Origin of the sequence: Rhodosalinus halophilus (assembly GCF_003298775.1) — a bacterium.
Classification (GTDB): Bacteria; Pseudomonadota; Alphaproteobacteria; order Rhodobacterales; family Rhodobacteraceae; genus Rhodosalinus; species Rhodosalinus halophilus.
This window is the reverse complement of record NZ_QNTQ01000006.1, coordinates 100,733-126,391: the sequence shown is the minus strand read 5'-3', so window position 1 is coordinate 126,391 and position 25,659 is coordinate 100,733. Positions and strand designations below refer to the sequence as shown.

At 69.4% G+C, this 25,659-nt stretch carries 25 protein-coding genes; 13 read left to right on the top strand and 12 right to left on the bottom strand.

Going from position 1 to position 25,659, the window contains the following annotated elements; all coding sequences use genetic code 11:
* Both DRV85_RS07175 and DRV85_RS07170 read left to right on the top strand, forming a co-directional pair.
* A complete protein-coding gene (locus DRV85_RS07175) occupies positions 1-1,056 on the top strand; it encodes a branched-chain amino acid ABC transporter permease (protein ID WP_113288773.1) in 1,056 nt (351 codons plus the stop codon).
* Between the two features lie 4 nt (positions 1,057-1,060).
* Entirely contained in the window at positions 1,061-1,870 is an 810-nt protein-coding gene (locus DRV85_RS07170; RefSeq protein WP_113288772.1) for an alpha/beta fold hydrolase, read from the top strand.
* A 16-nt stretch (positions 1,871-1,886) separates the two neighbouring features.
* Here DRV85_RS07170 and DRV85_RS07165 read toward each other — a convergent pair whose 3' ends face one another.
* The 4 genes from DRV85_RS07165 to DRV85_RS07150 all read right to left on the bottom strand — a co-directional run bounded on the left by DRV85_RS07165 (position 1,887) and on the right by DRV85_RS07150 (position 4,749).
* Positions 1,887-2,237, bottom strand: a complete 351-nt coding sequence (locus DRV85_RS07165; protein ID WP_113288771.1) for a hotdog family protein — start codon at positions 2,235-2,237, stop codon at positions 1,887-1,889.
* Positions 2,237-2,596 (bottom strand): MaoC family dehydratase, encoded by a 360-nt coding sequence (locus DRV85_RS07160; RefSeq protein ID WP_113288770.1) that lies wholly within the window; start codon positions 2,594-2,596, stop codon positions 2,237-2,239. The genes DRV85_RS07165 and DRV85_RS07160 overlap by 1 nt, the downstream gene beginning before the upstream one ends.
* Positions 2,593-4,065 (bottom strand): class I adenylate-forming enzyme family protein, encoded by a 1,473-nt coding sequence (locus DRV85_RS07155; RefSeq protein ID WP_233495425.1) that lies wholly within the window; start codon positions 4,063-4,065, stop codon positions 2,593-2,595. The genes DRV85_RS07160 and DRV85_RS07155 overlap by 4 nt, the downstream gene beginning before the upstream one ends.
* Before the next feature lie 84 nt (positions 4,066-4,149).
* Entirely contained in the window at positions 4,150-4,749 is a 600-nt protein-coding gene (locus DRV85_RS07150) for a TetR/AcrR family transcriptional regulator (RefSeq protein WP_113288768.1), read from the bottom strand.
* A 126-nt stretch (positions 4,750-4,875) separates the two neighbouring features.
* Between DRV85_RS07150 and DRV85_RS07145 the strand changes: the two genes are divergently transcribed.
* From DRV85_RS07145 to DRV85_RS07135, 3 genes are all read left to right on the top strand, one after another.
* Positions 4,876-6,045, top strand: coding sequence for an MFS transporter (locus DRV85_RS07145; RefSeq protein ID WP_113288767.1), 1,170 nt, complete (start codon positions 4,876-4,878; stop codon positions 6,043-6,045).
* Positions 6,046-6,152: 107 nt separating this feature from the next.
* Positions 6,153-7,175, top strand: a complete 1,023-nt coding sequence (locus tag DRV85_RS07140) for an aspartate-semialdehyde dehydrogenase (protein WP_113288766.1) — start codon at positions 6,153-6,155, stop codon at positions 7,173-7,175.
* A 138-nt stretch (positions 7,176-7,313) separates the two neighbouring features.
* Entirely contained in the window at positions 7,314-7,691 is a 378-nt protein-coding gene (locus DRV85_RS07135) for a hypothetical protein (RefSeq protein WP_113288765.1), read from the top strand.
* Positions 7,692-7,695: 4 nt separating this feature from the next.
* Here DRV85_RS07135 and DRV85_RS07130 read toward each other — a convergent pair whose 3' ends face one another.
* Complete coding sequence (locus tag DRV85_RS07130) at positions 7,696-8,343, bottom strand: carbonic anhydrase (RefSeq protein WP_113288764.1); 648 nt, start codon at positions 8,341-8,343, stop codon at positions 7,696-7,698.
* Between the two features lie 148 nt (positions 8,344-8,491).
* On the opposite strand from DRV85_RS07130, the gene DRV85_RS07125 reads away from it, so the two are divergent.
* The gene (locus tag DRV85_RS07125; protein WP_113288763.1) at positions 8,492-8,878 is read left to right on the top strand and encodes a hypothetical protein; all 387 of its coding nucleotides are present in this window, start codon (positions 8,492-8,494) and stop codon (positions 8,876-8,878) included.
* Between the two features lie 79 nt (positions 8,879-8,957).
* On the top strand, positions 8,958-10,136 hold the full coding sequence (locus tag DRV85_RS07120; RefSeq protein WP_113288762.1) for an acetyl-CoA C-acyltransferase family protein: 1,179 nt from the start codon (positions 8,958-8,960) through the stop codon (positions 10,134-10,136).
* Between the two features lie 249 nt (positions 10,137-10,385).
* On the opposite strand, the gene radC is transcribed toward DRV85_RS07120, so the two are convergent.
* Positions 10,386-11,147, bottom strand: a complete 762-nt coding sequence (gene radC / locus DRV85_RS07115) for a RadC family protein (protein WP_113288761.1) — start codon at positions 11,145-11,147, stop codon at positions 10,386-10,388.
* A 107-nt stretch (positions 11,148-11,254) separates the two neighbouring features.
* Here radC and DRV85_RS07110 point away from each other — a divergent pair, with 107 nt between their 5' ends.
* The gene (locus DRV85_RS07110) at positions 11,255-11,833 is read left to right on the top strand and encodes a nitroreductase family protein (protein WP_113289197.1); all 579 of its coding nucleotides are present in this window, start codon (positions 11,255-11,257) and stop codon (positions 11,831-11,833) included.
* Entirely contained in the window at positions 11,818-12,522 is a 705-nt protein-coding gene (locus DRV85_RS07105; protein WP_113288760.1) for an EI24 domain-containing protein, read from the top strand. Before DRV85_RS07110 ends, DRV85_RS07105 begins: the two co-directional genes overlap by 16 nt.
* A gap of 3 nt (positions 12,523-12,525) precedes the next feature.
* Here DRV85_RS07105 and DRV85_RS07100 read toward each other — a convergent pair whose 3' ends face one another.
* Entirely contained in the window at positions 12,526-12,813 is a 288-nt protein-coding gene (locus tag DRV85_RS07100; protein WP_113288759.1) for a DUF1467 family protein, read from the bottom strand.
* Between the two features lie 82 nt (positions 12,814-12,895).
* Entirely contained in the window at positions 12,896-13,300 is a 405-nt protein-coding gene (gene mce, locus DRV85_RS07095) for a methylmalonyl-CoA epimerase (RefSeq protein ID WP_113288758.1), read from the bottom strand.
* Positions 13,301-13,458: 158 nt separating this feature from the next.
* Here mce and DRV85_RS07090 point away from each other — a divergent pair, with 158 nt between their 5' ends.
* Positions 13,459-14,172 (top strand): response regulator, encoded by a 714-nt coding sequence (locus DRV85_RS07090; RefSeq protein ID WP_113288757.1) that lies wholly within the window; start codon positions 13,459-13,461, stop codon positions 14,170-14,172.
* Positions 14,173-14,181: 9 nt separating this feature from the next.
* On the opposite strand, the gene aspS is transcribed toward DRV85_RS07090, so the two are convergent.
* The gene (gene aspS, locus DRV85_RS07085; RefSeq protein ID WP_113289196.1) at positions 14,182-15,957 is read right to left on the bottom strand and encodes an aspartate--tRNA ligase; all 1,776 of its coding nucleotides are present in this window, start codon (positions 15,955-15,957) and stop codon (positions 14,182-14,184) included.
* Between the two features lie 175 nt (positions 15,958-16,132).
* Here aspS and DRV85_RS07080 point away from each other — a divergent pair, with 175 nt between their 5' ends.
* On the top strand, positions 16,133-17,368 hold the full coding sequence (locus tag DRV85_RS07080) for an SAM-dependent methyltransferase (RefSeq protein ID WP_113288756.1): 1,236 nt from the start codon (positions 16,133-16,135) through the stop codon (positions 17,366-17,368).
* Positions 17,369-17,371: 3 nt separating this feature from the next.
* On the opposite strand, the gene bchJ is transcribed toward DRV85_RS07080, so the two are convergent.
* Positions 17,372-17,983, bottom strand: coding sequence for a bacteriochlorophyll 4-vinyl reductase (gene bchJ, locus DRV85_RS07075; RefSeq protein ID WP_113288755.1), 612 nt, complete (start codon positions 17,981-17,983; stop codon positions 17,372-17,374).
* Position 17,984: 1 nt separating this feature from the next.
* A complete protein-coding gene (gene bchE / locus DRV85_RS07070; protein WP_113288754.1) occupies positions 17,985-19,649 on the bottom strand; it encodes a magnesium-protoporphyrin IX monomethyl ester anaerobic oxidative cyclase in 1,665 nt (554 codons plus the stop codon).
* A 160-nt stretch (positions 19,650-19,809) separates the two neighbouring features.
* On the opposite strand from bchE, the gene carB reads away from it, so the two are divergent.
* On the top strand, positions 19,810-23,151 hold the full coding sequence (gene carB, locus DRV85_RS07065) for a carbamoyl-phosphate synthase large subunit (RefSeq protein ID WP_113289195.1): 3,342 nt from the start codon (positions 19,810-19,812) through the stop codon (positions 23,149-23,151).
* A gap of 40 nt (positions 23,152-23,191) precedes the next feature.
* Here carB and DRV85_RS07060 read toward each other — a convergent pair whose 3' ends face one another.
* Complete coding sequence (locus tag DRV85_RS07060) at positions 23,192-23,995, bottom strand: undecaprenyl-diphosphate phosphatase (RefSeq protein ID WP_113288753.1); 804 nt, start codon at positions 23,993-23,995, stop codon at positions 23,192-23,194.
* Positions 23,996-24,217: 222 nt separating this feature from the next.
* On the opposite strand from DRV85_RS07060, the gene DRV85_RS07055 reads away from it, so the two are divergent.
* Positions 24,218-25,651, top strand: coding sequence for an NAD(P)-dependent oxidoreductase (locus DRV85_RS07055; protein ID WP_113288752.1), 1,434 nt, complete (start codon positions 24,218-24,220; stop codon positions 25,649-25,651).
* The last annotated feature ends 8 nt before the right edge of the window (positions 25,652-25,659 follow it).

The window sequence follows — 25,659 nt, the reverse complement described above, 5'->3', positions numbered from 1 at the left end:
ATGCTGGTGAAACTCCTTTCGGGCGACAGCCCCCGCAGTCCGCTGCTGGCCCTCATCCTGCTGGCGATCCTGATCGCGCTGGCCTTCGCGCCCTTCCTCTTTCCCGGCATCCGCTCGGTGGACACGGCCGCGCGCATCTGCATCTTCATCGTTCTGGTGGCGAGCTACGACCTGCTCCTGGGCTACACCGGCATCGTCAGCTTCGCGCACACCATGTTCTTCGGCATGGGCGCATATGGCGTGGCGCTGGCCTCGGTGCACATGGGGCGCGGCTTCGACGCGCTGGCGGTGGGGACGCTGGCGGGCGCGGCGCTGGCCGCGGTTTTCGCCTTCCTGATCGCGCTCTTCTCGCTCCGGGTTCGGGCGATCTTCTTCGCGATGATCACCCTTGCCGTCGCCTCGGCGGTCGCCGTGCTGGTAAGCCAGCTTTCCCAGATCACCGGCGGCGAGGACGGGCTGACCTTTCTCATCCCGCGCGAGCTCACGCCGGCCTTCCGCTTCGGCGACGAGCTCTTCGGAGTGCGGCTGAACGGGAAGCTGCTGAATTACTACCTCGTCTTCCTCGCCTCTCTGGCGCTTTTCCTGCTGCTGCTGAGGATCGTGAACTCGCCCTTCGGCCGCGTGCTGCAGGCGATCCGCGAGAACGACTTTCGCGCCGAGTCGATCGGTTATCGCGTCGTGGCCTACCGCACGACGGCGACCTGCATCTCGGCCGCCGTGGCGGCCTTCGCCGGGGCGCTCTACGCCGTCTGGATCCGCTACGTGGGCCCCGATGCGGTGCTCAGCTTCGACATCATGCTCGACATCCTGCTGATGGTGGTGATCGGCGGCATGGGGACGATGTACGGCGCGGTGATCGGGGCCGTGCTGCTGCTGATCGCGCAGAACTACCTGCAGGAGCTGATGGGGCTGGGCGCCGGCGCCTTCGAGGGGGTTCCGATCCTGCCCGAGCTGCTCAGCGCCGATCGCTGGCTGCTGTGGCTGGGCATCCTGTTCGTCCTGTCGGTCTATTTCTTCCCCACCGGCATCGTGGGCCGGCTGCGGCAGGGGCGCTGATCCGGTGACCCTGCCCTGCCGCGACGCGGGCGAGGGGCCGGCGATCCTGTTCCTGCACGGCTGGACGATGCGGGGCGCGGTCTTCGACGATCAGATCGCGCGGCTTTCCGGGCGCTTCCGGTGCCTCGCGCCGGATCTGCCGGGGCACGGCGGCGCGCGCGAGCGACCGGGCGGGATCGGTGCCGCGGCGGATGCCCTGGCACGCCTGCTCGACGCCAGGGGTCTCGACCGGGTGACGCTGGTCGGCTGGTCGATGGGCGCGGCGGTGGCATGGCGCCTCGGCGCGCGGCACGGGTCGGAGCGGATCGCGGCGATGCTCTCGGTCGAGATGGGCCCGCGGCTCCGCAATGGCCCCGACTGGCGGCTCGGGCTGCGGCAGCAGGAGGGCGCGCCGCTGCCCGTGCCGGGCGACTGGGCGGCCGGTGCCGATGCCATCGCCCGCAGCATGTTCGCCCCCGGCGCGCCGGACGCGCTGGTGGAGCGCGCGGCGCGCTGGGTGCGCGACAACGACGGCGCCGCGATGGCCGCGCTCTGGCGCGAGCTTCTGGCGATGGACGCGCGGGAGGATCTCGCCGCGCTCAGCGGCGTGCCGCTGACCGCGGCCTACGGTGCGCGCAGCCGCGTCTATCCGCCCGAGACTGCGCACTGGGTCGCGCAGGCGGTGCCCGGCGGCCGTGTCCACCGCTTCGCCCGGTCGGGCCACAGCCCGCATCTCGAGGAACCGGAGGCCTTCGCCGCGCTGGTCGCCCGGATCGCCGCGGAAAGCGCGGCAAGGCAGGCGCGGCCCCTGCCCGCGCGCCGCGCACGCCTCTGACCGGCGCCGGGAGGCGTCAGCGCCCGCGCGCGAGCACCAGCGAGCGCCCCTCGCAGACGAGCGTGCCACCCGCCGTGCGCACGCTCGCCCACAGGTCGATCAGCGACTTCTCCGGTCGCACCCGCGTGACCTCGACCCGTGCGGTCAGCTCGGCGCCGATCGGCACGGCCTCGAGGAACTGCAGATCCTGCTTGAGCCAGTTGGTGCCGTGCCCGGGAAGCCGCGTGCCCAGAAGGCAGGAGATCATCCCGCCGATCAGCGGCTCGGGCACGTTCTCGCGCACCCCGGTTCCGGCGAGATGCGACAGCGCCTCGACCTCGGCGCGGGAAAAGGTCCGGGTCAGTTCCGCGCTCGCGCCGACCTCCATCACTGCACCTCCAGCTCGCCGATCAGCAGCTCGCTGTCGTCGATCGCCCGGATCGCGCGCAGAAAGACCGGCGCCCCCTCCTCTTCCTGCGTGACCTCCAGGCGCACCTCCTCTCCCGCGTAGCAGGGATTGGGAAAGACCAGCATGTGCAGTTCGGGCCGGGCCATCGGCCGCTCCTCGCGCAGCATGGCCCAGAGACGGGCGTAGATCAGCGTCCCGTGCGCGACCGGGCGCGGGAAGCCGCCGATCGCGTAGATCCCGTCATCGAGGTGTATCGGGTTGTCGTCGCCACTGATCCGGGCGAATTCCGCGAATTCCGCGTGCGTCGGCGTCCAGCGGGAGCTCAGGTTCAGCGTCATCTCGGCCAGTCCTTCAGCGCGGGCTTGCGGATCTTGCCGGAGGCGGTGCGGGGAAGGCTCTGGGCCTCGGTGAAGCCCCTGGGCACCTTGTATCCGGCGAGGCGCGCCCGGCACCACTCTGAGAGGGTTTCCGGCGCGATGCAATGCCCGGCCCGCGGCTCGACGAAGGCGTGCCCGACCTCGCCCAGGCGGTCGTCGGGCACCGCGATAACCGCGGCCTCGGCCACGTCCGGATGGGCGCAGAGCACGCGCTCGATCTCCGCCGGCCAGACATTCTCGCCGCCCGAGACGAACATGTCCCTGAGCCTGCCGACGATCTCGTGGTCGCCCTCGGCGTCGCGGCGGGCCACGTCTCCGGTGCGTAGCCAGCCCTCGGCATCGGTGGCGGGTCGGATGGCGTCCGGCCCTTCCCAGTAGCCCGGCGTGATCGCCGGGCCGCGCAGCCAGACCTCACCCTCGCCCGGAGCGCCGTCCGGCACGCCGTCCAGCCGTACCTCGGTCAACGCCTGCACCCGGCCCACGGCGCGCGGCTTCGCCTCGACCCGGTCCGCCTGCATGATGAAGCAGGTGGGCCCCGTCTCGGTCATGCCGTATCCGCTGCGAATGAGCGCGCCCTTCGCCGCGAAGTCGCGGATCAGACGCTCGGGCAGCGCGGCGCCGCCGCTGGCGCAGCGGATCGCTGACCAGTCGGGGCGCGCGGCCCCAACATGCGCGGCGAAGTCGTGCCAGACCGAGGGCACGCCGAAGAAGACGCTGGCCGCCCCCTCCTCGAGGAGCGCGAGCAGACGCTCCGCGTCGAAGCGCGGCAACACCCGCGTCGTGCCGCCCCAGAGGAAGACGGGCAGCGTGAAGAGATTCACGCCGGCGGTGTGGAAGAGCGGCAGATAGTTCACCGTGCGATCGGCGGCGGTCAGGTCCATCGCCTGCGCCGCGTTCACCGCCGCCGCCCAGCCCATGCCCGCGGTCTGCACCACGGCCTGCGGCCGCCCCGTGCTGCCCGAGGTGAAGAGCAGATACCAGGGCCGGTCGGCAGGAACCTGCGCCGGCGGCAGCGGGTCGGGCGTGGCCAGCAGGTCGGCCGCGCCGCGCGGTCCGCCCTCGAGCGCGGCGCGCGGGATCTGCCGGCCCTGCGCCAGCGCCTTCGCCGCATCGTGATGCTGCGCGTCGTGCAGCAGGAGCGCGGGCGCCACGATCTCGGCCTGCTCGGCCAGCTCTTCGGCCGTGAGGCGCCAGTTGAGCGGCACGAGGATCAGCCCCGCCTTCTGCGCGGCGAAGAGGGCGACGAACATCTCGACGCGATTGAACGAGAGCGCCGCGACCCGGTCGCCCGGCGCGAGCCCGAGCGCGCGCAGGCCCGCGCCCATCCGCGCGGCGGCATCGTCGATCTCGGCGAAGGTCCAGACCCGCCCGCCCGCGTCCTCGACGAAGGCCGTGGCCCCGGGAGAGAGCGCCGCCCGTTTCGCGGCCATGTCGGGAAGCAGACCCCACATGCCGTCAGCGGGCGCGGTGCCGGGCGCCGGCCCGTCCGCTCCTGCCGCGCACCATCCTGTCGGTCATCCGTGTCCCGTGCCCAGCCCGTCGCGGATCATGCGGAACGCCTCGTCGGCCACGTGGTCGAGCGGCGTGCCGTCGTTCCACAGAACGTAACGCTCGCCGAGCGTCTTGGCCATGCCCATCAGCGCCCAGGCACGCACCTCGGCGTCGCCCGGGCTGATCTCGCCCTCCGCCGCTGCAGTCTCTAGACCTTCGCGATAGGCCGCGGCGAAGGTGGTGAAATACGCGCGATAGGCCGGCGGATTGACGAAGCGCGCTTCCTCCACGATCCGGTAGAGTTCCGGCCGCTCCTGCACGAACTGCAGAAAGGCCAGCAACCCGCGCCGCTCGGCTTCCAGCCGGTCGCCGGACGCGGCGGCCACGTCCGAGAGCACGCGGCGCGTCATCCGCCCCATCTCGGCCACGAGCTGGGTGAAGACATCCTCCTTGGAGCCGAAATAGATGTAGAAGGTGCCGAGCGCCGTATGCGCCTCCGCGGTGATGTCGGCGATCGAGGCGTCGGAGTATCCCTTTCTGCCGATCACGCGCTCGGCCGCGCGCAGGATCTGTTCGCGCCGCTGGCGGCCGCGAGCGGTCTTGGGCAGGGGCGGATGTGTCATGTGCCGAAGCCTCAACATGAAAGGCGGTTCATGTTTCATATCCCCTGCGCTCCCCCGGGGTCAATCGCTTGCAGCCGCCGTGCGGACGTGCCAACGAGCGGCGGTTCGGGACAGGGAGGGGTCGACATGCGGCTGGGACTGGCGCTTCTGGGGCTTGCCTATGTGTTCAGCCAGTTCTTTCGCGCGTTCCTCGCCGTTCTCGCCGAGCCGCTGGCACGCGACCTGGGCGCGACGCCGGACGATCTGGCGCGCGCCTCGGGGCTTTGGTTCCTCGCCTTCGCGGCGATGCAGGTGCCGGTGGGCTGGGCGCTGGACCGGATCGGTCCGCGACGCACCTCCTCCGTTCTCTTCCTGATCGGCGGCGCGGGGGGCGCCGCGCTCTTCGCCCTGGCGCAGTCGCCCGCCCATGTCTCCGCCGCGATGGCGCTGATCGGCGTGGGCTGCGCGCCCGTGCTGATGGGCAGCTACTACATCTTCGCCCGCAGCTTCCCCGCCTCGGCCTTCGCGACGCTGGGCGCGGTGATGATCGGCGTTGGCTCCATCGGCAATCTGGCCGGCACCGTGCCGCTGGAGCTTCTGGTCGAAGCGGTGGGCTGGCGCGCGACGCTGGCGGGGCTCGCCGGCATCACCGGGGCGCTCGCGCTGACCATGTTCGTCTTCGTTCAGGATCCGCCCCGGCTCGACAGCGGGGAGACGGGCGGGCTGCTCGACGTCCTGCGCATCCCGGCGCTGTGGCTGATCATTCCGCTGATGCTGGTCAACTATGCGCCGGCGGCGGGTCTGCGGGGGCTCTGGATCGGCCCCTACATGGCAGAGGTGCAGAACGTGACCGCGGGCGTGCCCACGCTGATCATGGGACTCGCCATGATCGCGGGAACCTTCGCCTACGGTCCGCTCGACCGCTGGCTGGGCACGCGCAAATGGGTCGTGGTCGGCGGTACGCTGATGGGCGCGGCGGCCTGCCTCGCGCTCTGGGCGGCGCCGCGCGCGGACTATGTGACGGCGCTGGCGCTCTTCTCCGCGGTCGGGTTCTTCGGCATGGCCTATCCGCTGATGATGGCCCATGCGCGCGCCTTCGTGCCGATGCACCTGGCCGGGCGCGGCGTGACACTGATGAACCTCTTCAGCATCGGCGGCGTCGGCCTCTTCCAGATGGTGACGGGACGCCTGCACGCCGGCGTGGCCGCTGGCGCCGAGAGCGCGGTCGCCCCCTACACCGCGGTCTTCCTGCTCTTCGCGGCACTGCTCCTGGGCGGCCTGCTGCCCTATCTCTTCATCCGCGACCGCGTCGACTGACCCGGCGGGAGGGGCGCTCCCCCTTTCGCCTGCGGCAGGCTTCCTATATGAGGCGTGCGCACTTCGCGCCGGCATCGCGGCGCGGGGCAGAGAACAAGGAGCCGGAAATGGGCTACAAGGTCGCCGTCGTGGGCGCCACGGGCAACGTGGGCCGCGAAATGCTGAACATCCTCGCCGAGCGCGAATTCCCGGTGGACGAGATCGCCGCGCTGGCCAGCCGCCGCTCCCTCGGCACCGAGGTGAGCTTCGGCGACAGGACGCTCAAGACCCAGGATCTCGAGGCCTTCGACTTCACCGGCTGGGACATCGCGCTCTTCGCGATCGGCTCGGACGCGACGAAGACCTACGCGCCCAGGGCCGCCAAGGCCGGCTGCGTGGTGATCGACAACTCCTCGCTCTACCGCTACGACCCCGACGTGCCGCTGGTGGTGCCCGAGGTCAACGCCGAGGCGGTCGAGGGGTATGCGAAGAAGAACATCATCGCGAACCCGAACTGCTCGACCGCGCAGATGGTCGTCGCGCTCAAGCCGCTGCACGACCGCGCGAGGATCAAGCGCGTGGTGGTCTCCACCTACCAGTCCGTCTCGGGCGCCGGGAAGGAGGGGATGGACGAGCTCTGGGACCAGACCAAGGCCATCTACAACCCGACCGAAGAGATCGAGCCCAAGAAGTTCCAGAAGCAGATCGCCTTCAACGTGATCCCGCACATCGACGTCTTCATGGAGGACGGCTCCACCAAGGAAGAGTGGAAGATGGTCGCCGAGACGAAGAAGATCGTGGACCCGGCGATCAAGGTCACGGCGACCTGCGTGCGCGTGCCGGTCTTCGTGGGCCACGCCGAGGCGATCAATCTCGAGTTCGAGGACCATCTCGACGAGGACGAGGCGCGCGACATCCTGCGCGCCGCGCCGGGCCTCATGGTCGTGGACAAGCGCGAGGACGGCGGCTACGTCACGCCGATCGAATGCGTGGGCGACTTCGCGACCTTCGTCAGCCGCATCCGGCAGGATTCGACCATCGACAACGGCCTCAACATCTGGGTCGTCTCGGACAACCTGCGCAAGGGCGCGGCGCTCAACGCCGTGCAGATCGCCGAAGCGCTGGGCCAACGCTGCCTTAAGAAGGGCTGAGACGGCGCAAACGTCACAGAAATGCAGCAATCGCGCAGCGGGCCGGCCCCCTGCCGCGCGATTTTCTGTCTTTCGCCCCATTGCCGTGCCACTCTTGCTTCACCGTCGACGGATCACCGAACGGCGGAGGCCCGGAGAATGGCCGAGGACAACGAGGCGAGAGCAGACGACATGACCCAAGGCATGACCGCCGAGACGGCAGAGACCGAGCTCGTCACCCGATGGCGCACGAGTGCAGAGATGGACAGCGAGACGGCGATGCAGTTGCGCACGGCCCTCGCGCCCCTCTTTCAGCGCGCCGCGAGCTGGCAGGAGCTGCGGGCCGCGCTGGCCGCCAAGGGCCTGGATCTGGCGATCCGCGGGGGGCGGCTCACGGTGATCGAGACCGCGGGCGGCGCGGAGCTCTGCACCGGGCGATGGCTCGGGGCGCCGCTCGCCACGCTCGCGGCACGGCTGGGCCGGCCCTGCGTCAAGGCGCTGCCGGGCTCGGACGCGGCGGGCGAGTTCCTGAACTGATCCTTCAGACGGCCTGAAAGCCGTCGGCCTCGGCGTCATAGCACTCGAGGCTGCCGGCACCGATGTCGGTCCAGAGGCCGTGCAGGCTCAGATCGCCCGCCTCGACCGCCTCGGCCACGAAGGGAAAGCTCATAAGGTTGTCGAGCGAGATCACGACCGCCTGCTTTTCCAGCGCCTGCTCGCGCATGGATTCCGCCTTGTCCTTCACCCGCTCCCAGCCGGGGCGGAGGATGTCCATCCAGCGGCCGACGAAACTGGTTTCCTCCTCGAGTTCCGGCGCGTGCCCCTCGCACATCGCCATGCATCCCTGCACGCCGCCGCAGCCGGAATGGCCCAGCACGATGAGATGCGCGACATGCAGCGCGCGGATCGCGTATTCCACCGCGGCGCTGGTGCCGTGATGGTGCCCGCCCGGCTCGTAGGGCGGCACCAGGTTGGCGACGTTGCGATGGATGAAGAATTCGCCCTGATCGGCGCCGAAGATCGAGGTGACGTGCACCCGGCTGTCGCAGCAGGAGATCACCATCGCGCGCGGGTGTTGCCCGTGGCTGGCCAGGTGCTTGTACCAGGCGCGGTTCTGGCTGTAGCCCGTCGCCTTCCAGCCATGATAGCGCTGGACGAGATAGGCGGGCAGCGGGCTGGCGGTCGTCATGCCTCGGGGCGCATCCTTGTCGGGCCGTCGGACGGAACTCCGCGTTACGGCGATTTCGCCGCGAATTCGAGCGGAAAATCGCGGCGGGAGCAACCATTCGCTAATGCCGGGCAGGCAGGCTGCGGCGCCGCGGGGGCGTGAGCTTGGGATGGACGTGGTGGAGCAACCGATCGTGCTGAGCCGGGACGAGCCTGCGCGGCTCGACCGCGCGCGCATGCAAAGGCTTTTCGCCGAACTCGGGCCCGAGGCGGCCGAGGAGGTGGTGACGCGCGCGCTCGAGGAACTGGCGCTGCGCCTCGCGCATCTGGACCGCTGCCGGCAGGAGAACGACCTCGCCCGCCTGCGCAAGACCACGCGGGGCATGGCCGCGATTTCGCAACAGCTCGGCATGGACGCGCTCGCGCGCGTGGCGCTGGATGCTACGGCCTGCGTGGACGCGGGCGACGAGGTCGCGCTGGCTGCCGTTCTGGCGCGCCTGGAACGCCTGGGCGAACGGTCGCTGCTCGCGGTTTGGGACGAGTCCGGCGCGCCCTGAGCGCTTCCGCCACGTCGGCGTGACGCCGCCCGCGCCTGCGGCTAGGCTCGCCTCCGAGATTCGGGCGAAAGGACGAGCCATGACCGACATCGTCATCCTGAGCGGCGCGCGCACCGCCATCGGCACCTTCGGCGGCAGCCTCGCGAGCGTGCCGCCGATCACGCTGGGCGCCACGGCGGCGAAGGCCGCGCTGGCGCGCGCGGGCGTGGAGGGCGCGCAGATCGGGCACGTGGCCTTCGGCCATGTCATCAACACCGAGCCGCGCGACATGTACCTCAGCCGCGTCGCCGCGATGGAGGCGGGCGTGCCGGAGACCGCGCCCGCGATGAACGTCAACCGGCTCTGCGGATCGGGGGCGCAGGCGGTCGTTTCGGTCTTGCAGTCGCTGATGCTGGGCGATGCCGACTTCGGCCTCGCCGGCGGGGCCGAGAGCATGAGCCGCTCGCCCTTCATCATCCCCGATCAGCGCTGGGGCGCCAGGATGGGCGACGTGCGCACCCGCGACATGATGCTGGGCGCGCTCAACTGCCCCTTCGGCACCGGCCACATGGGCGTGACCGCCGAGAACGTGGCCCAGAAGCACCGGGTCAGCCGCGAGGCGCAGGACGCCTTCGCGCTGGAAAGCCAGCGCCGCGCCGGCCGCGCCATCGCGGAGGGGCGCTTCGCCGACCAGATCGTGCCCGTGGAGGTGCAGGTGAAGCGGCAGACCGTGAGCTTCGACACCGACGAGCATCCCAAGCCCTCGACGACGGCCGAGGGGCTGGCGGGACTTCGGCCCGCCTTCGCGAAGGACGGCAGCGTGACCGCAGGCAACGCCAGCGGCATCAACGACGGCGCCGCGGCGCTGGTGCTGGCGCGGGCCGAGGCGGCCGAGGCCGCCGGGCTGACGCCCCGCGCCCGCGTGCTCGGCTACGCCCACGCCGGCGTGCGACCCGAGGTGATGGGCATCGGCCCTGTGCCGGCGGTACGGTCTCTGCTGGAGAAGACGGGCCTGTCCGTCGCGGACTTCGACGTGATCGAGTCGAACGAGGCCTTCGCAGCGCAGGCGCTCGCGGTTTCGGCCGAGCTGGGCCTCGACCCGGAAAAGGTGAACCCCAACGGCGGCGCCATCGCGCTGGGCCACCCGGTGGGGGCGACGGGGGCGATCATCACGGTCAAGGCGCTCCACGAACTGGAGCGGATCGGCGGGCGCCACGCGCTGGTCACCATGTGCATCGGCGGCGGGCAGGGCATCGCGCTGGCGCTCGAACGGGTCTGAACGGCCTCGCTTGGGCCACGGCGGTGCGCCGTGCCCCGGCACCTGCGCGACACCCGGTCCTTGCTCTTGCGGGGAAAAACCCCGGGGGGAGTCCGACGCAGCCGGACGGGGGGCTGGCCCCCTGCGGCGTCGCCGCCCTCGCGCAGGGCGAGGCTCGGCGCGCCCTTCCCGGGCGCTTCTCGCCGAAACGCCGCGGCTCCAGCCAGGCGCCGGCCCGCGCGAGATGGTGCGTCAGCGCCACCGAGCGTCCTACAGAAGCCCCTCCGCGCGGAAGCTCAGCTCGCGCGCGCGGCCGATGACGAGGTGATCGTGCAAGGTGATCGACAGCGCCTCGGCCGCACGCCGTATCTGCTCGGTCATGGCGATATCCGCCTCCGAGGGCGTGGGGTCGCCCGAGGGGTGGTTATGCACGAGGATCAGCGCCGAGGCATTGAGCTCCAGCGCCCGCTTGACCACCTCGCGCGGATAGACAGGCACGTGGTCCACGGTGCCCCTGCCCTGCTCCTCATCGGCGATGAGGACGTTCTTGCGGTCGAGGTAGAGGACGCGGAACTGCTCGGTCTCGCGGTGCGCCATCGTGGCATGACAGTAGTCGATCAGCGCCTGCCAGCTCGAGACCACCTGCCGACGCAGCACACGCGAGCGGGAAAGCCTGTGCGCCGCAGCCTCGACCACCTTGAGCTCGCAGACGACGGCCGGCCCGACGCCCTCGGTCTCCGCGAGGCGGTCCGGCGGCGCGGAAAGCACCGCGTTGAAATCGCCGAAGCGGTCGATCAGCGCGCGCGCCAGCGGCTTCACGTCGCGCCGCGGGATCGCGCGGAACAGCACGAGTTCCAGCAACTCGTAGTCCGGCATCGCCGCGGCGCCGCCCGAGAGGAACCGCTCGCGCAGCCGGGCGCGGTGATCCTTCAGATAGCTGGGCGGCCGGCCGCCCGGCACAGACGGGGCGACCGCCGCCTCGTCGGCGTCGAAAATCGGCAGCGGGGCCTCGGCGAAGGCGGAGCGGGTCATGGGAGCGACCTCACCGGATTCGGGTGAACGGCGGGTTAACGGCGCAGGGCTTGCATCCCGCTCCGCGCGGTCCGAGATAGATGCGTGATCCAATGACGGAGCCCGCGATGCCCGATCCGAACCCCGCCGCGCTCGACTTCCTGCTTACGCGCCGATCGCGCCCGGCCAAGACCCTGCGCGCCCCGGCACCCACGGCGGAAGAGCTGCGCACGATCCTGACCGCGGCGGCGCGCGTGCCCGATCACGGCAAGCTCGAGCCCTGGCGCTTCGTCGTGCTGGAGCCCGCGGCGCTCGCCCGGCTCGCCCATCTCGCGCGCGAGCGCGCGGCGGCCGAGGGCCACGACGACGCCGGCATCGCCAAGGCCGCACAGCAGTTCGAGCAAAGCCCGCTCGCGGTGGCGGTGGTCGAGGTGACGCAACCCTCGGACAAGATCCCGGCGCTCGAGATGACCTATTCCGCCGGGGCAGCCTGCCTGTCGCTTCTGAACGCCGCGCTCGCCGCAGGCTGGGGCGCGAACTGGCTGACCGGCTGGGTGGCGCATGACCGCAGCTTCGCCACGGCGGCGCTGGATCTCGCCGCGAACGAGCGCATCGCCGGCTTCATCCACATCGGCACCGAGAGCGCCGCCCCGCCCGAACGTCCGCGCCCGGATCTCGACAGGATCGTCACGTGGCTGTCGGCGTGATCCTCGGTGCCTTTCTCAAGGCGCTGGGGCAGCTCGGCGATCCGCGGTTCCGGGCGGTGCTTCTGCGCGGGCTCGCGCTGACGCTCGGTCTTCTGGCGGCGCTGACCGCGGCGCTGGTCTGGGGCGTTGGCTGGCTGGTCGGCGATTCGGTGGTGCTGCCGCTGATCGGCGAGGTGGCCTGGGTGGACGACGTGCTCTCCTGGGCCTTTCTCGCGCTGATGATCGGGCTTTCGGTCTTTCTCATGGTGCCGGTTGCGGCGGGATTCGTCTCGGTCTTTCTCGACGAGGTGGCCGATGCGGTCGAGGCGCGGCATTACCCGGAACTCGCGCCGGCGGGTGACGTCACGATCCTCGACGGGATTCGCGACGGGGCCGCCGCGATCGGTCTGCTGATCGTGGCCAACGTGGTGGCGCTCGCACTCACCCTCATCTTTCCGATCGCCGGGTTGCCGGTCTTCTACGCGGTGAACGGGCTGCTGCTGGGACGGGAGTATTTCACCGTCGCGGCGATGCGGCGGGTGGGACGCGAGCGCGCCGCGCAATTGCGCCGGCGGCATGCCGGAAAGATCTGGCTCGCCGGCGTGCTCATGGCGCTGCCGCTCACCGTGCCGATCCTCAACCTGCTGGTGCCGATCCTTGGCGCCGCGACCTTCACCCACATCTTTCACGGGCTGGAGCGGCGCCGCTGAGCCTCACTGCGCGAGCGGCGATTCGGGCCCCATGCGGCCGAACATGTCGATGTCGCGCACGGTGATCGCGCCCGACACGATGATCCCTGCGACCACCGCCCAGAGAACCGCCGCGACCAGCGTGGCGATCCAGAGCTTCTTGCCGAGGTGATGGTGTTCCGGCGACCCGGCCGACGTGCCGGCGAGCACCTGACCGACGTCGCCCTGCGTCTGTATGCGCACGGGCAGGGCGATCAGGAACACCAGGAACCACAGCACCAGGTAGAGGACGATGGCCGAGGCGATGGACATGAGCTGCCTCCCTTTGCGACGTGACAGGCATAGCGCCGGGGCGCGCCGGGCGCAAACGGACCCGCTGCCGCAGGGGCGGGCGTCAGACTTCCTCGAGTTCGATCAGGCAGCCGTTGAAGTCCTTGGGGTGCAGGAAGAGCACCGGCTTGCCATGCGCCCCGATCTTCGGTTCGCCGTCGCCGAGGACGCGCGCGCCGCTGTCGCGCAGCCGGTCGCGGGCCGCGCGGATATCCTCGACCTCGTAGCAGACATGGTGAATGCCGCCGGCGGGGTTCTTCTCGAGGAAGCCCTTGATCGGGCTGTCCTCGCCCAGCGGATGCAGCAGCTCGATCTTGGTGTTGGGCAGCTCGATGAAGATCACGGTGACGCCGTGATCGGGCTCGTCCCGCGGCGCGCCGACGGTCGCGCCCAGCGCGCCGCGATACTGCTCGGCGGCGGCCTCGAGATCGGGCACGGCGATGGCGACGTGGTTCAGGCGGCCGATCATGGGCGGAAGCTCCTCGTGTCGATTTCAGATGCGGTTATGCGCCGCGCCCGCCCGCGGCCGCAAGGGGCGTGACGCCGCATCGGGCCGCGGCATGGTTAACCCGGTCTTCACGTTATGCCGCCGAGGATCGCGCCATGCAAAACCTCGGGAGAGCCGACATGGACGACCGCGACCCCTTCGCCCGTGCGCCCCTGCCCAGCGCACGCCGGCCCTTTCTCGGCCTGACCATCCTCGTGGTCGAGGACAGCCGCTATGCCTCCGAAGCGCTCCGCCTGCTGTGCCTGAAGTCGGGCGCGCGGATCCGCCGCGCCGACAGCCTGCGGACCGCGCGGCGCCATCTATCGGTCTATCGGCCCACGGTCCTGCTGGTCGATCTCGGTCTGCCGGACGGCTGCGGCGGCACCCTTCTGCAAGAGGCCGCGGCGGCGCAGCCCCCGGTCCCCGCGCGCCTGGGAATGAGCGCCGATCCCTCCCGCGCGGCAGAGGCGCTGGCGGCGGGCGCCGACGGATTCCTGGAAAAGCCGATCGCCAGCCTCGCCACCTTTCAGGCCGCCGTGCTGGAGCGCCTGCCGGACCGCGCACCGATGGCCTGCGACGAGCCGCCGGCGGACGAGCTGCGCCCCGATCCGGCGATCTACCGGGACGACCTCGCCACCGCGGCCGAGATCATCGGCGGAGAAATGGAGGAGGCCGAGCTCGACTATCTCGTGCAGTTCCTTTCGGGCGTGGCACGCAGCGCGGGCGACGCGCCGCTACGGCTGGCGACCGACGCGCTCGCGCAGGCGCGCCGCGAGGGCCGCCCCCGGCGCAACGATCTCGCCAGGCTGGCCGGACTGGTGCAGGAGCGGCTGACGGAGCGCGCGGCGATCTGAGGGGCCGCGCTACTCCTTCGGCACCACCCGCAACCCAAGCTCCATGAGCTGCTCTGCGGCGGGCTCGGAGGGCGCGCCCATCATCAGATCCTCGGCGCGCTGGTTCATCGGGAAGGGGATCACTTCGCGGATGTTGATCTCGTCGGCGAGCAGCATGACGATCCGGTCGATGCCGGCCGCGCAGCCGCCGTGCGGCGGCGCGCCGTAGTGGAAGGCGGTGTAGAGCCCGCCGAAGCGGCGGCGCACCTCTTCCTCGGAGTAGCCGGCGATCTCGAACGTCTTGAGCATCACCTCGGGCTTGTGGTTCCGGATCGCACCGGAGACGAGTTCATAGCCGTTGCAGGTCAGGTCATACTGGTATCCCAGCACCTCCAGCGGGTCGCCCTCCAGCGCATCCATGCCGCCCTGCGGCATCGAGAAGGGGTTGTGCTCGAAGTCGATCTCGCCGGTCTCGGGATCCTTCTCGTAGATCGGGAAATCCACGATCCAGGCGAAGGCGTAGCGATCCTCGTCGACATGGCCGAGTTCGCGCCCGATCACGTCGCGCGCCCGCGCCGCCACGCCGATGAAGTCCTTGGGACGCCCGCCCAGGAAGAAGGCCGCGTCGCCCTTGCCGAGGCCGAGCTGCTGCCGGATCGCCTCGGTCCGTTCGGGGCCGATGTTCTTGGCCAGCGGGCCGGCGGCCTCGACGCCGCTCTCGCCCTCGCGCCAGAAGATGTAGCCCATCCCCGGCAGCCCCTGTTGCTGCGCGAAGGAATTCATCCGGTCGCAGAACTTGCGGCTGCCGCCGCCGGGCGCAGGAATGGCGCGCACCTCGGTGCCCTCCTGCTCGAGCAGGTCGGCGAAGATCTTGAAGCCGCTGCCGGCGAAATGCGCGCTCACCACCTGCATCTTGATGTGATTGCGCATGTCGGGCTTGTCGGTGCCATACCACAGCATCGCGTCGCGGTAGGCGATCTGCGGCCAGTGCCTGTCCACCTTGCGCCCGTTGCCGAACTCCTCGAAAACGCCCTCGATCACCGGCTGGATCGTCGCGAAGACCTCGTCCTGCGTGACGAAGCTCATCTCCATGTCGAGCTGGTAGAAGTCGGTGGGCGAGCGGTCGGCGCGGGGATCCTCGTCGCGGAAGCAGGGCGCGATCTGGAAATACTTGTCGAAGCCCGAGACCATCAGCAGCTGCTTGAACTGCTGCGGCGCCTGCGGCAGGGCGTAGAACTTCCCGGGATGGAGCCGCGAGGGCACGAGGAAGTCGCGCGCGCCCTCGGGGGACGAGGCGGTGATGATCGGCGTCTGATACTCGCGGAAGCCGATGTCCCACATCCGCCGGCGGATCGAGGCGATCACGTCCGCGCGCAGGGTCATGTTGCGCTGCATCTCCTCGCGGCGCAGGTCGAGGTAGCGGTAGCGCAGGCGCGTCTCCTCCGGGTATTCCTGATCGCCGAAGACCATGAGCGGCAGCTCCTGCGCGCGGCCGAGCACCTCCATGTCGCGGATGAAGACCTCGATCTCGCCCGTCGGGATCTTGGGGTTGATCAGCGAGGGGTCGCGCGCCTTCACCTCGCCGTCGATGCGGATGCACCACTCGGAGCGGACCTTTTCGACCTCGGCGAAGACCGCGCTGTCGGGGTCGCAGAGCACCTGCGTCACGCCGTAGTGGTCGCGCAGGTCGATGAAGAGAACGCCGCCGTGGTCGCGCACGCGGTGGACCCATCCGGCAAGGCGCACGGTCTGCCCGACGTTGCCGGTGTCGAGCTGGGCGCAGGTGTGGGTGCGATAGGCGTGCATGATGCCCTCCGGGTCAGCGATCCGGCGCCGATACACTTGCCAGTCGGGCAGAAGTCAAGGGCAGGCGTCGCGCGGGATTTGAGGAAATCCGAATCGGGTGGCATAGTGACGCAACGGGAGCAACGTCAACCATCCATGCGCCATGGCGGTCCGCCGAGGCAGGAAGGGGGAAGTCATGTGGGAAAACGTCTTCGACAGGATGCTCGAGCGGCTGATCGTCCGCGGGCGCCTTGAGGTTACCGGTCCTGACGGCAGCAGCAAGGCCTACGGGCCCGGCGGCGACATGGAAGCCCGCGTGCGCTTCACCGACCCGGCCGTCTATCGCCGGCTCTGCCTGAACCCCGAGCTCGCCCTCGGCGAGGGCTACATGGACGGCACCATAGAGGTGGAGAAGGACGCGCTCTACGACCTGCTCGCGCTGCTGATCACCAACCGCGACGAGGGCACCTTTCCGCCGTGGATCCGCGCGATCGACCGGATCCGTTTCGCGCTTCGCCGCTGGGCGATGAAGAACACGCCGCTCACCGCCCGGCAGAACGTGGCGCATCACTATGATCTGAGCGACGATCTCTACGCGCTCTTCCTCGACGAGGACTGGCAGTACTCCTGCGCCTATTTCGCCCGCCCCGACATGACGCTTGAAGAGGCGCAGGCGGCCAAGAAGGCGCATATCGCGGAAAAGCTGATGATCCGCGAAGGCGATCGCGTGCTGGACATCGGCTGCGGCTGGGGCGGCATGGCGATCACGCTGGCGCGGGATTACGGGGCGCGGGTCGTGGGCGTGACGCTGTCGGAGAACCAGTTGGCGCGCGCCCGCGAGAGGGCGGAGGCGGCGGGGCTGTCGAAGCGGGTGGAGTTCCGTCTGCTGGACTACCGCAAGCTTGACGAGCCCTTCGACCGGATCGTCAGCGTGGGCATGCTCGAGCATGTCGGCATCCCGCAGTACCAGACCTATTTCGACCAGGTGGCGAAGCTGCTCGCGCCCGACGGCATCGCGCTGATCCACACGATCGGCCGGATCACCGAACCCACGGCCCAGTCGCCGTGGTTCAGCAAGTACATCTTCCCGGGCGGCTATGTGCCATCGCTCTCTGAACTTGCCGTGCCGATCGAGAAGTCGGGCCTGCACGGCACGGACATCGAGATCCTGCAGGGCACCTATCACTACGCCCGCACGCTCGAACACTGGCGCAGGCGATTCGAGGCCAACCTCGACAAGGTGCGCGCGCTCAACGACGAGCGGTTCATCCGCATGTGGCGCTACTATCTCGTGTCCTGCGAGGCGTTCTTCGACTGTGCCCGGCAGGGCGTGTTCCAGATCCAGCTCGCACAAAAGCAGCGGACGATCCCGGCGACCCGGGATTATCTCTACACGCCGCCGGTGCACGCCCAGCTCAAGGCGGGCGAATAGCGCTCAGGCCGCGCGCGCCAACTCGAACCGGCAGGCGGGCGCGCCCATGGCGCAACAGGTCGTCTCGGTGCAGCGCATGTGCGGATGCACGAGCGCGGCGTAGAGCGTGGTGAAGACGCCGCAATGCCAGTCGCAGAGCGGGTGATCGGCCCGCTCGCCCCGCACGATGGGGTTGTCGCGCAACTCGAAGACGAAGGGAGAGACGACGCGGAAGTCGCCCGAGCCCGCGAAGGTCCAGGCGTTGGCGGCGATCGCCCGCGACAGCAGCCGCGCCGCGACCGGCGCGGGCATCGCGACCAGCAGCGTCTGCGCCATGCGGGGGATGCGGTGGGCAAGGATGTAACGCCCCGTGCCCACACCGGCCTCGTAGGCGAGGTCGGCCGCGCGGTCGGGCGCGAGACGCCGCAGCTCCTGATGCACGCGCGCCACCGGCCGTTCGTCGATCATGCCGCTGCCGTCGGGCATCTCGGTCACGCCCGCGGCGGCATAGACCGGCCCGGCAAGCCCGGCCTCGCGCAGCAGGGGATGCAACTGCAAGAGCGCGTTGGGCCCGATCCGGGCCGACGCGGGATCGACCGCGTCGGCGCGCAGATCCGCTTCGGCGAGCGCGGCCATCTCAGGCGTCTTCCATCTGCTCTGTGCCGCCGCCGCAGGCCTTCACCTCGGCGCCGTTGGGCATCCGGAACCCCTCGCGCCGCTGTTCCGCGCGCTCCTTCATCTGCGCGCGTACGGCCTCGCGGCGCTCCTTCGCACGGGCGGCGCGGTCGGCCGCGGCCTCCCAGTCCTCCATCTGCGCCTCGGCGATCTGGCGGCTTTCGTCGAAGTGGAAATCCACCTTGCCCTTGGACTGCGGCCCCCAGTAGCCGGCCTTGCCGAGATCGTAGAAGGTGCGTGCGAAGCCCGCCTTCATGAAGGCCTTGAGGCAACCCAGCAGGTAACGGCGGCGATAGCCGGTGCCCCGCCACGGATAGTGGAAGAGCGCCTTCTGCATGTAGAAGCGGCGGTAGTTCTTCATCACGCCGTCAAGCAGCTCGCCCCGCTCCATCGCCGCGGGCTTCATGATGGGCGTGACGAAGTTGTACTTGGAGAAGTCGTAGATCTCGACCTTGTCCTTGAGTTCCTGGAAGAGCGGTGTGAAGGGCCATGGCGTGTACATCGCCCAGTTGGCGAGGTCGGGCTGCCAGTCCCAGGCCATGCGGTAGGTCTCTTCCAGCGTCTCCTTCGTCTCGTTGTCGAGACCCACGATGAACTGCGCCTCCACGAAAATGTCGGCGTCGCGCAGGAGCTTGATGGCCTGCTTGTTCTCCTCGACCTTGGTTTCCTTGTTGAACTGGTCGAGCTTCATCTGCGCCGCCGCCTCGGTCCCCAGCGAGACGTGCACCAGCCCCGCCTCGCGGTAGAAGGGCAGAAGCTCGCGGTCGCGGTAGATGTCGGTGACGCGCGTGTTGATGCCCCACTGCACCCGCCGCGGCAGGTCGCGGTCGATGAGCTCCTGGCAGAACTCGACGAACTTCTTGCGGTTGATGGTGGGCTCCTCGTCGGCAAGGATGAAGAAGCCGACGCCGTGATTCTCCACGAGATCCTCGATCTCGTCCACCACCGCCTTGGGCTCGCGCACCCGGTAGTCGCGCCAGAATTTCCACTGCGAGCAGAAGGAACAGGTGAAGGGGCAGCCGCGCGCCATGTTGGGGATGGCGACGCGGGTATTGAGCGGGATGTAGATGTATTTCTCCCACTCGAGGATCGACCAGTCGGGCTTGATCCCCTCGAGGTTCTTCACCGTCGAGGCCGCCTCGGTCGCCACGATCCGCTCGCCGTCGCGAAACGCAAGGCCCTTGATCTTCTGCCTGTCCGCGGGCCAGCGGCCTTCGGAAATGGCGGTCATCAGTTCGGTGACGATCTCCTCGCCCTCGCCGCGCACGATCACGTCGATCCAGGGCGCCTCTGACAGCACCTGCTTGAACATGAAGGTGCCGTGGATTCCGCCCAGGATGCGCACGGCGTCCGGCGCCCTTTCCTGTGCGATGCGCAGGATTTCCTCGGCCTTGTAGATCGAGGGCGTGATCGCCGTGACTCCGACGGCGTCGGGCTGCAGTTCCTCGATCCGCGCGCCCACTTCCTCGTCCGAGAGGTCGTTGGTCATGGCATCGACGAAATGGATATCGTCGAACCCCGCCCGTCGCAGGCTGCCCGTCAGATAGGCGACCCAGGCAGGCGGCCAGTTGCCCGCGATCTCCGCGCCGCCGGAGCGGTAGTTGGGATGGACGAACAGAATGCGCATGATCTTTCTCCCTCGTTGGCAGGGAGCGTGACATACGTGGTGTCAACATTTGTTGACGCAGATCAACCGGCCGCGACGGCACGCGCCGGCCCCTTGCGCCGCCCCGGCGCTCGACTATAACCCGCGCGACGTCGCGCGGCCCTTTCCTGCAGGTTTCTCCATGCCCAAACGCACCGACATCCAGTCGATCATGATCATCGGCGCGGGGCCCATCATCATCGGGCAGGCCTGCGAATTCGACTACTCCGGCGCGCAGGCCTGCAAGGCGCTGCGTGAAGAGGGCTATCGGGTCATCCTGGTCAACTCCAACCCGGCCACGATCATGACCGACCCGGGACTCGCGGACGCCACCTACATCGAGCCCATCACGCCCGAGGTGGTGGCGAAGATCATCGCCAGGGAAAAGCCCGACGCGCTGCTGCCCACCATGGGCGGGCAGACGGGGCTCAACACCGCGCTCAAGCTCGAGGAGATGGGCGTGCTGGCCGAACACGGGGTCGAGATGATCGGCGCCCGGCGCGAGGCGATCGAGATGGCCGAGGATCGCGCGCTCTTTCGCGAAGCGATGGAGCGCATCGGGCTGGAAAACCCGGCCGCGACAATCGTCAGCGCGCCCAGGAAGGACAACGGCCAGTTCGACCTCGAGGCCGGCGTTCAGACCGCGCTCGAGGCGCTGGACGAGATCGGGCTGCCGGCGATCATCCGCCCTGCCTATACGCTGGGCGGCACCGGCGGCGGCGTGGCCTACAACCGCGAGGACTACATTCACTACTGCCGGTCCGGCATGGACGCCTCTCCCGTCGGCCAGATCCTGATCGACGAGTCGCTTCTCGGCTGGAAAGAGTTCGAGATGGAGGTCGTCCGGGACCGCGCGGACAACGCCATCATCGTCTGTTCGATCGAGAACGTGGACCCAATGGGCGTGCACACGGGCGATTCGATCACCGTGGCCCCTGCCCTCACGCTGACGGATAAGGAATACCAGATCATGCGCAACGGCTCGATCGCCGTGCTGCGCGAGATCGGGGTCGAGACCGGCGGCTCGAACGTGCAGTGGGCGATCCACCCCGAGACGGGGCGCATGGTCGTGATCGAGATGAACCCGCGGGTCTCGCGCTCCTCGGCGCTGGCGTCGAAGGCCACGGGCTTCCCCATCGCCAAGATCGCGGCAAAGCTCGCCGTGGGCTACACGCTGGACGAGCTCGACAACGACATCACCCGGGTCACGCCGGCGAGTTTCGAGCCGACCATCGACTATGTCGTCACCAAGATCCCCCGCTTCGCCTTCGAGAAGTTCCCCGGCGCGCAGCCGGATCTCACCACCTCGATGAAATCGGTGGGCGAGGCCATGGCCATCGGCCGCACGATCCACGAATCGATGCAGAAGGCGCTGGCGAGCCTGGAAACCGGGCTGTCTGGGTTCGACGAGATCGCCATCGAGGGCGCCGACGACCCCGAGCAGGGCAAGGCGGCGGTGATCCGCGCGCTGAGCCGCCAGACGCCGGACCGGCTCCGCCTCGTCGCGCAGGCGATGCGGCAAGGGCTGTCGGACGACGAGATTCACGGCGTCACGAAATACGACCCCTGGTTCATCTCGCGCATCCGCGAGATCGTGGAGACGGAAGAGACCCTGCGCCGCGACGGGCTGCCCGTCACGGAGGAGGGCCTGCGCGCGCTCAAGATGATGGGGTTCACCGACGCCCGCCTCGCGCATCTGACGGGGAGGGACGAGGCGCAGGTGCGCCGCGCGCGCCGGAACCTCGGTGTGACGGCCGTCTTCAAGCGGATCGACACCTGCGCGGCCGAGTTCGAGGCGCAGACTCCTTACATGTACTCCACCTACGAGGCGCCCATGATGGGCGAGGTGGAATGCGAGGCGCGTCCCTCGGACCGCAAGAAGGTCGTGATCCTCGGCGGCGGGCCGAACCGCATCGGGCAGGGGATCGAGTTCGACTACTGCTGCTGTCACGCCTGCTACGCGCTCACCGATGCGGGCTTCGAGACCATCATGGTCAACTGCAACCCCGAGACGGTGAGCACCGACTACGACACCTCCGACCGGCTCTATTTCGAGCCGCTGACGCTGGAGCACGTCCTCGAGATCCTGCGCGTCGAGCAGGAGAACGGCACGCTCGCCGGCGTTATCGTGCAGTTCGGCGGGCAGACGCCCCTCAAGCTCGCCAACGATCTGGAGGCGGAAGGAATCCCGATCCTCGGCACCACGCCCGACGCCATCGACCTCGCCGAGGACCGCGAGCGGTTCCAGACGCTGGTGAACAAGCTGGCGCTGAAACAGCCCAGGAACGGCATCGCCGCGTCCAAGGCGCAGGCGCTGGCCATCGCCGAGGAGATCGGCTTTCCGCTGGTGATCCGGCCTTCCTACGTCCTGGGCGGCCGCGCGATGGAGATCGTGCGCGACATGGGCCATCTGGAGCGCTACATCGACGAGGCCGTGGTCGTCTCGGGCCGCAACCCGGTGCTGCTCGATGGCTATCTTGCCGGCGCGACGGAGGTGGACGTCGACGCCATCGCCGACGGATCGGACGTGCATGTCGCCGGCATCATGCAGCACATCGAGGAGGCCGGGGTGCACTCGGGCGATTCCGCCTGCTGCCTGCCGCCGCACTCGCTGCCCGACGACATCGTGGCCGAGATCGAGCGCCAGACGCGCGCGCTGGCGCTGGAGCTCGGCGTCGTCGGCCTGATGAACGTGCAGTTCGCGGTGAAGGACGGCGACGTCTTCCTCATCGAGGTGAACCCGCGCGCCTCGCGCACCGTGCCCTTCGTTGCCAAGGCGACCGACAGCGCCATCGCCTCGATCGCCGCCCGCGTCATGGCGGGCGAGCCGCTCTCGGCCTTCGCCCGGCGCGCGCCCTACAAGGATGCCGGCTACGCGCAGCCCCTGCCGCTCGCCGATCCGATGACGCTGGCCGATCCGGACATGCCGTGGTTTTCGGTCAAGGAGGCGGTGCTGCCCTTCGCGCGCTTCCCCGGCGTGGACACGATCCTCGGCCCAGAAATGCGCTCCACCGGCGAGGTCATGGGCTGGGACCGCAGCTTCGCCCGCGCCTTTCTCAAGGCGCAGATGGGCGCGGGCATGGTGCTGCCCTCCGAGGGCCGGGCCTTCGTCTCGATCCGCGATGCCGACAAGGGGCCGCTGATGCTCGAGGCGGCGCGGATCCTCGTCGATCTCGGCTTCGGCATCGTGGCGACGCGCGGCACGGCCCGGTGGCTCGACGGCCACGGCGTGCCCTGCGAGGTGGTGAACAAGGTCTACGAGGGACGGCCGAACATCGTCGACCGGCTCAAGAATGCCGAGATCGCGCTGGTGATGAACACCACGGAAGGCGCGCAGGCCGTGGAGGACAGTCGCGACATCCGCTCGGTCGCGCTCTACGCCAAGATCCCCTACTACACGACGGCCGCCGCCTCGCATGCCGCCGCGCTCGCCATGCAGGCGCGCGAGGAGGGCGAACTCGCGGTGAAACCGCTGCAGGCGTGATCGTCGAGGGACGCGCCGGCATGCCCTTTCAGGTCCGTCGCTAGGTGTAGGCCCAGATCAGCAGACCTGCGCCCAGCGCGATCCGGTAGAGAACATAGGGCGTGAAGCTCACCGAGCGCAGCAGCCGCATCATCAGCGCGAGCGCGGCAAGCGCCGCGACGAAGGCGAAAGCTGCGGCGATCGCGCCGTCGCGGGCCAGCGCCGCGTCCGCCTCCGCCGCGACCTCGATCGCCAGCAGCCCGCCCGAGGCGAAGATCGTGGGGATCGACATCAGCATGGCGAGCTTCGCCGCGCCGTGGCGCGTATAGCCCAGAAACCGCGCGCCGGTGATGCAGATGCCAGAGCGCGAGGTTCCCGGGATCAGCGCGACCGCCTGCCAGAGCCCGAGGATGATCGCGTGCCGGACCGACCACCCCTCGGCCTCGCGCGCCGAAGACGCGAAACGGTCCGCGACCCAGAGCAGCAGCCCGAAGCCCAGCGTCGTCCACCCGATCACGGCGACCGACCGCAGCGCCGCGTCGAGGCCGGCGAGGCGCAACGCCAGCCCGCCTGCCATCACCGGCAGCGTCGCGATGAGCAGCAGGAGCGCGAGGCGCGCCCCGGGCGTGTCCGCGCGGCCCGTGGCCAGCCGCGGCAGGCCGCCGAGCGCGTCGCGCACGTCGGGCCAGAAATAGAGCACCACGGCGGCCAGCGTACCCACATGCACCGCTACGTCGATGACGAGCCCCTGATCCGTCATGCCGGTCGCCGCGGGCAGCAGAATCAGGTGTCCGGACGAGGAGATCGGCAGGAACTCGGTCACGCCCTGCACGACGGCGACGAGGATGAGATGCAGCAGGGTCATGTGGTGCGCGATGCCGGGCCAGTCGGCGCCCGGTATAAGCCAATGGACTGTGGAGGAAAGCCGGTATTTAGGTCCGGTTGTTGACCTATTATTCCTGCATCAGGTCATGCAGATGCTGCCGCCAGACGGATCAATCTGCATTTAGGTCAGTTTACTTGACTTTTCTTTCAGCGCCGCTTCCTATATCCAATCCGTCACGGCAGCGGCCGGAAGGAGTGTGCGATGTCTGGACAGCAGATGCTCAAGTTCGTCTCGATCGAGCGGGCCATGCCCGAGAAGCGGGACGCGAACGTGCGCCGGCACGACTTCCACGAGATCTACGCGGAATATGCGCACGAGAAGGCGCGCGAGCAGGCCGGGCGCTGCTCGCAGTGCGGCGTGCCCTATTGCCAGAGCCACTGCCCGCTGCACAACAACATCCCCGACTGGCTGATGCTGACGGCCGAGGGCCGGCTGCGCGAAGCCTATGAGCTCAGCCAGGCCACCAATACCTTCCCCGAGATCTGCGGTCGCATCTGTCCGCAGGACCGCCTCTGCGAGGGCAACTGCGTGATCGAACAGGCCGGCCACGGCACCGTGACGATCGGCGCGGTCGAGAAATACATCACCGACACGGCCTGGGAAGAAGGCTGGGTCGAGCCGATCGCGCCGGCGGTGGAGCGCGACGAAAGCGTGGGCATCATCGGCGCCGGGCCCGGTGGGCTGGCCGCGGCAGACGTGCTGCGCCGCGCCGGGCTGCAGGTCACGGTCTACGACCGCTACGACCGCGCCGGCGGACTGATGACCTACGGCATTCCCGGCTTCAAGCTGGAAAAGCCCGTGGTCATGCGCCGCAACGAACAGCTCGAGGCGGGCGGCGTCGAGTTCGTGCTCGACTGCAACGTGGGCGAGGACATTTCCTTCGACGCGATCAGGGGCCGCCACGACGCGGTGCTGATCGCGACTGGCGTCTACAAGAGCCGCGAGCTGACGGGCCCCGGCGCGGGTTCGCAGGGGATCGTGCGGGCGCTCGACTATCTGACCGCCTCGAATCGCAAGAGCTTCGGCGACGACGTGCCCGAGTTCGACTCGGGCGAACTGAACGCCGAGGGCAAGCGCGTCGTCGTGATCGGCGGTGGCGACACCGCGATGGACTGCGTGCGCACCGCCGTGCGGCAGGGCGCGAAGAGCGTGAAATGCCTCTACCGCCGCGACCGGGCGAACATGCCCGGCTCGCAGCGCGAGGTCGCGAACGCCGAAGAGGAGGGCGTCGAATTCGTCTGGCTCTCGGCCCCCAAGGGTTTCGTCGGCGATCCGGTCGAGGAGGTCGTCGTGCAGCGCATGCTCCTGGGCACCCCGGATGCGACGGGCCGGCAGACGCCGGAGGTGATCGAAGGCGCGGATTATGCCGAGCCCGCGGACATGGTCATCAAGGCGCTGGGCTTCGAGCCGGAGGAATTGCCCAAACTCTGGGGCGTGGACGGGCTCGAGGTGACGCGCTGGGGCACGGTGAAGGCCGAGTTCACCACGGGACGCACGTCGATCCCGGGCGTCTATGCGGTGGGCGACATCGTGCGCGGGGCGAGCCTCGTCGTCTGGGCGATCCGCGACGGGCGCGACGCGGCGCAGGCGATTCTCGAGGATCTCGCCGCGCAGCCGGCGGTGGCGGCCGAGTAAGCGGCCCC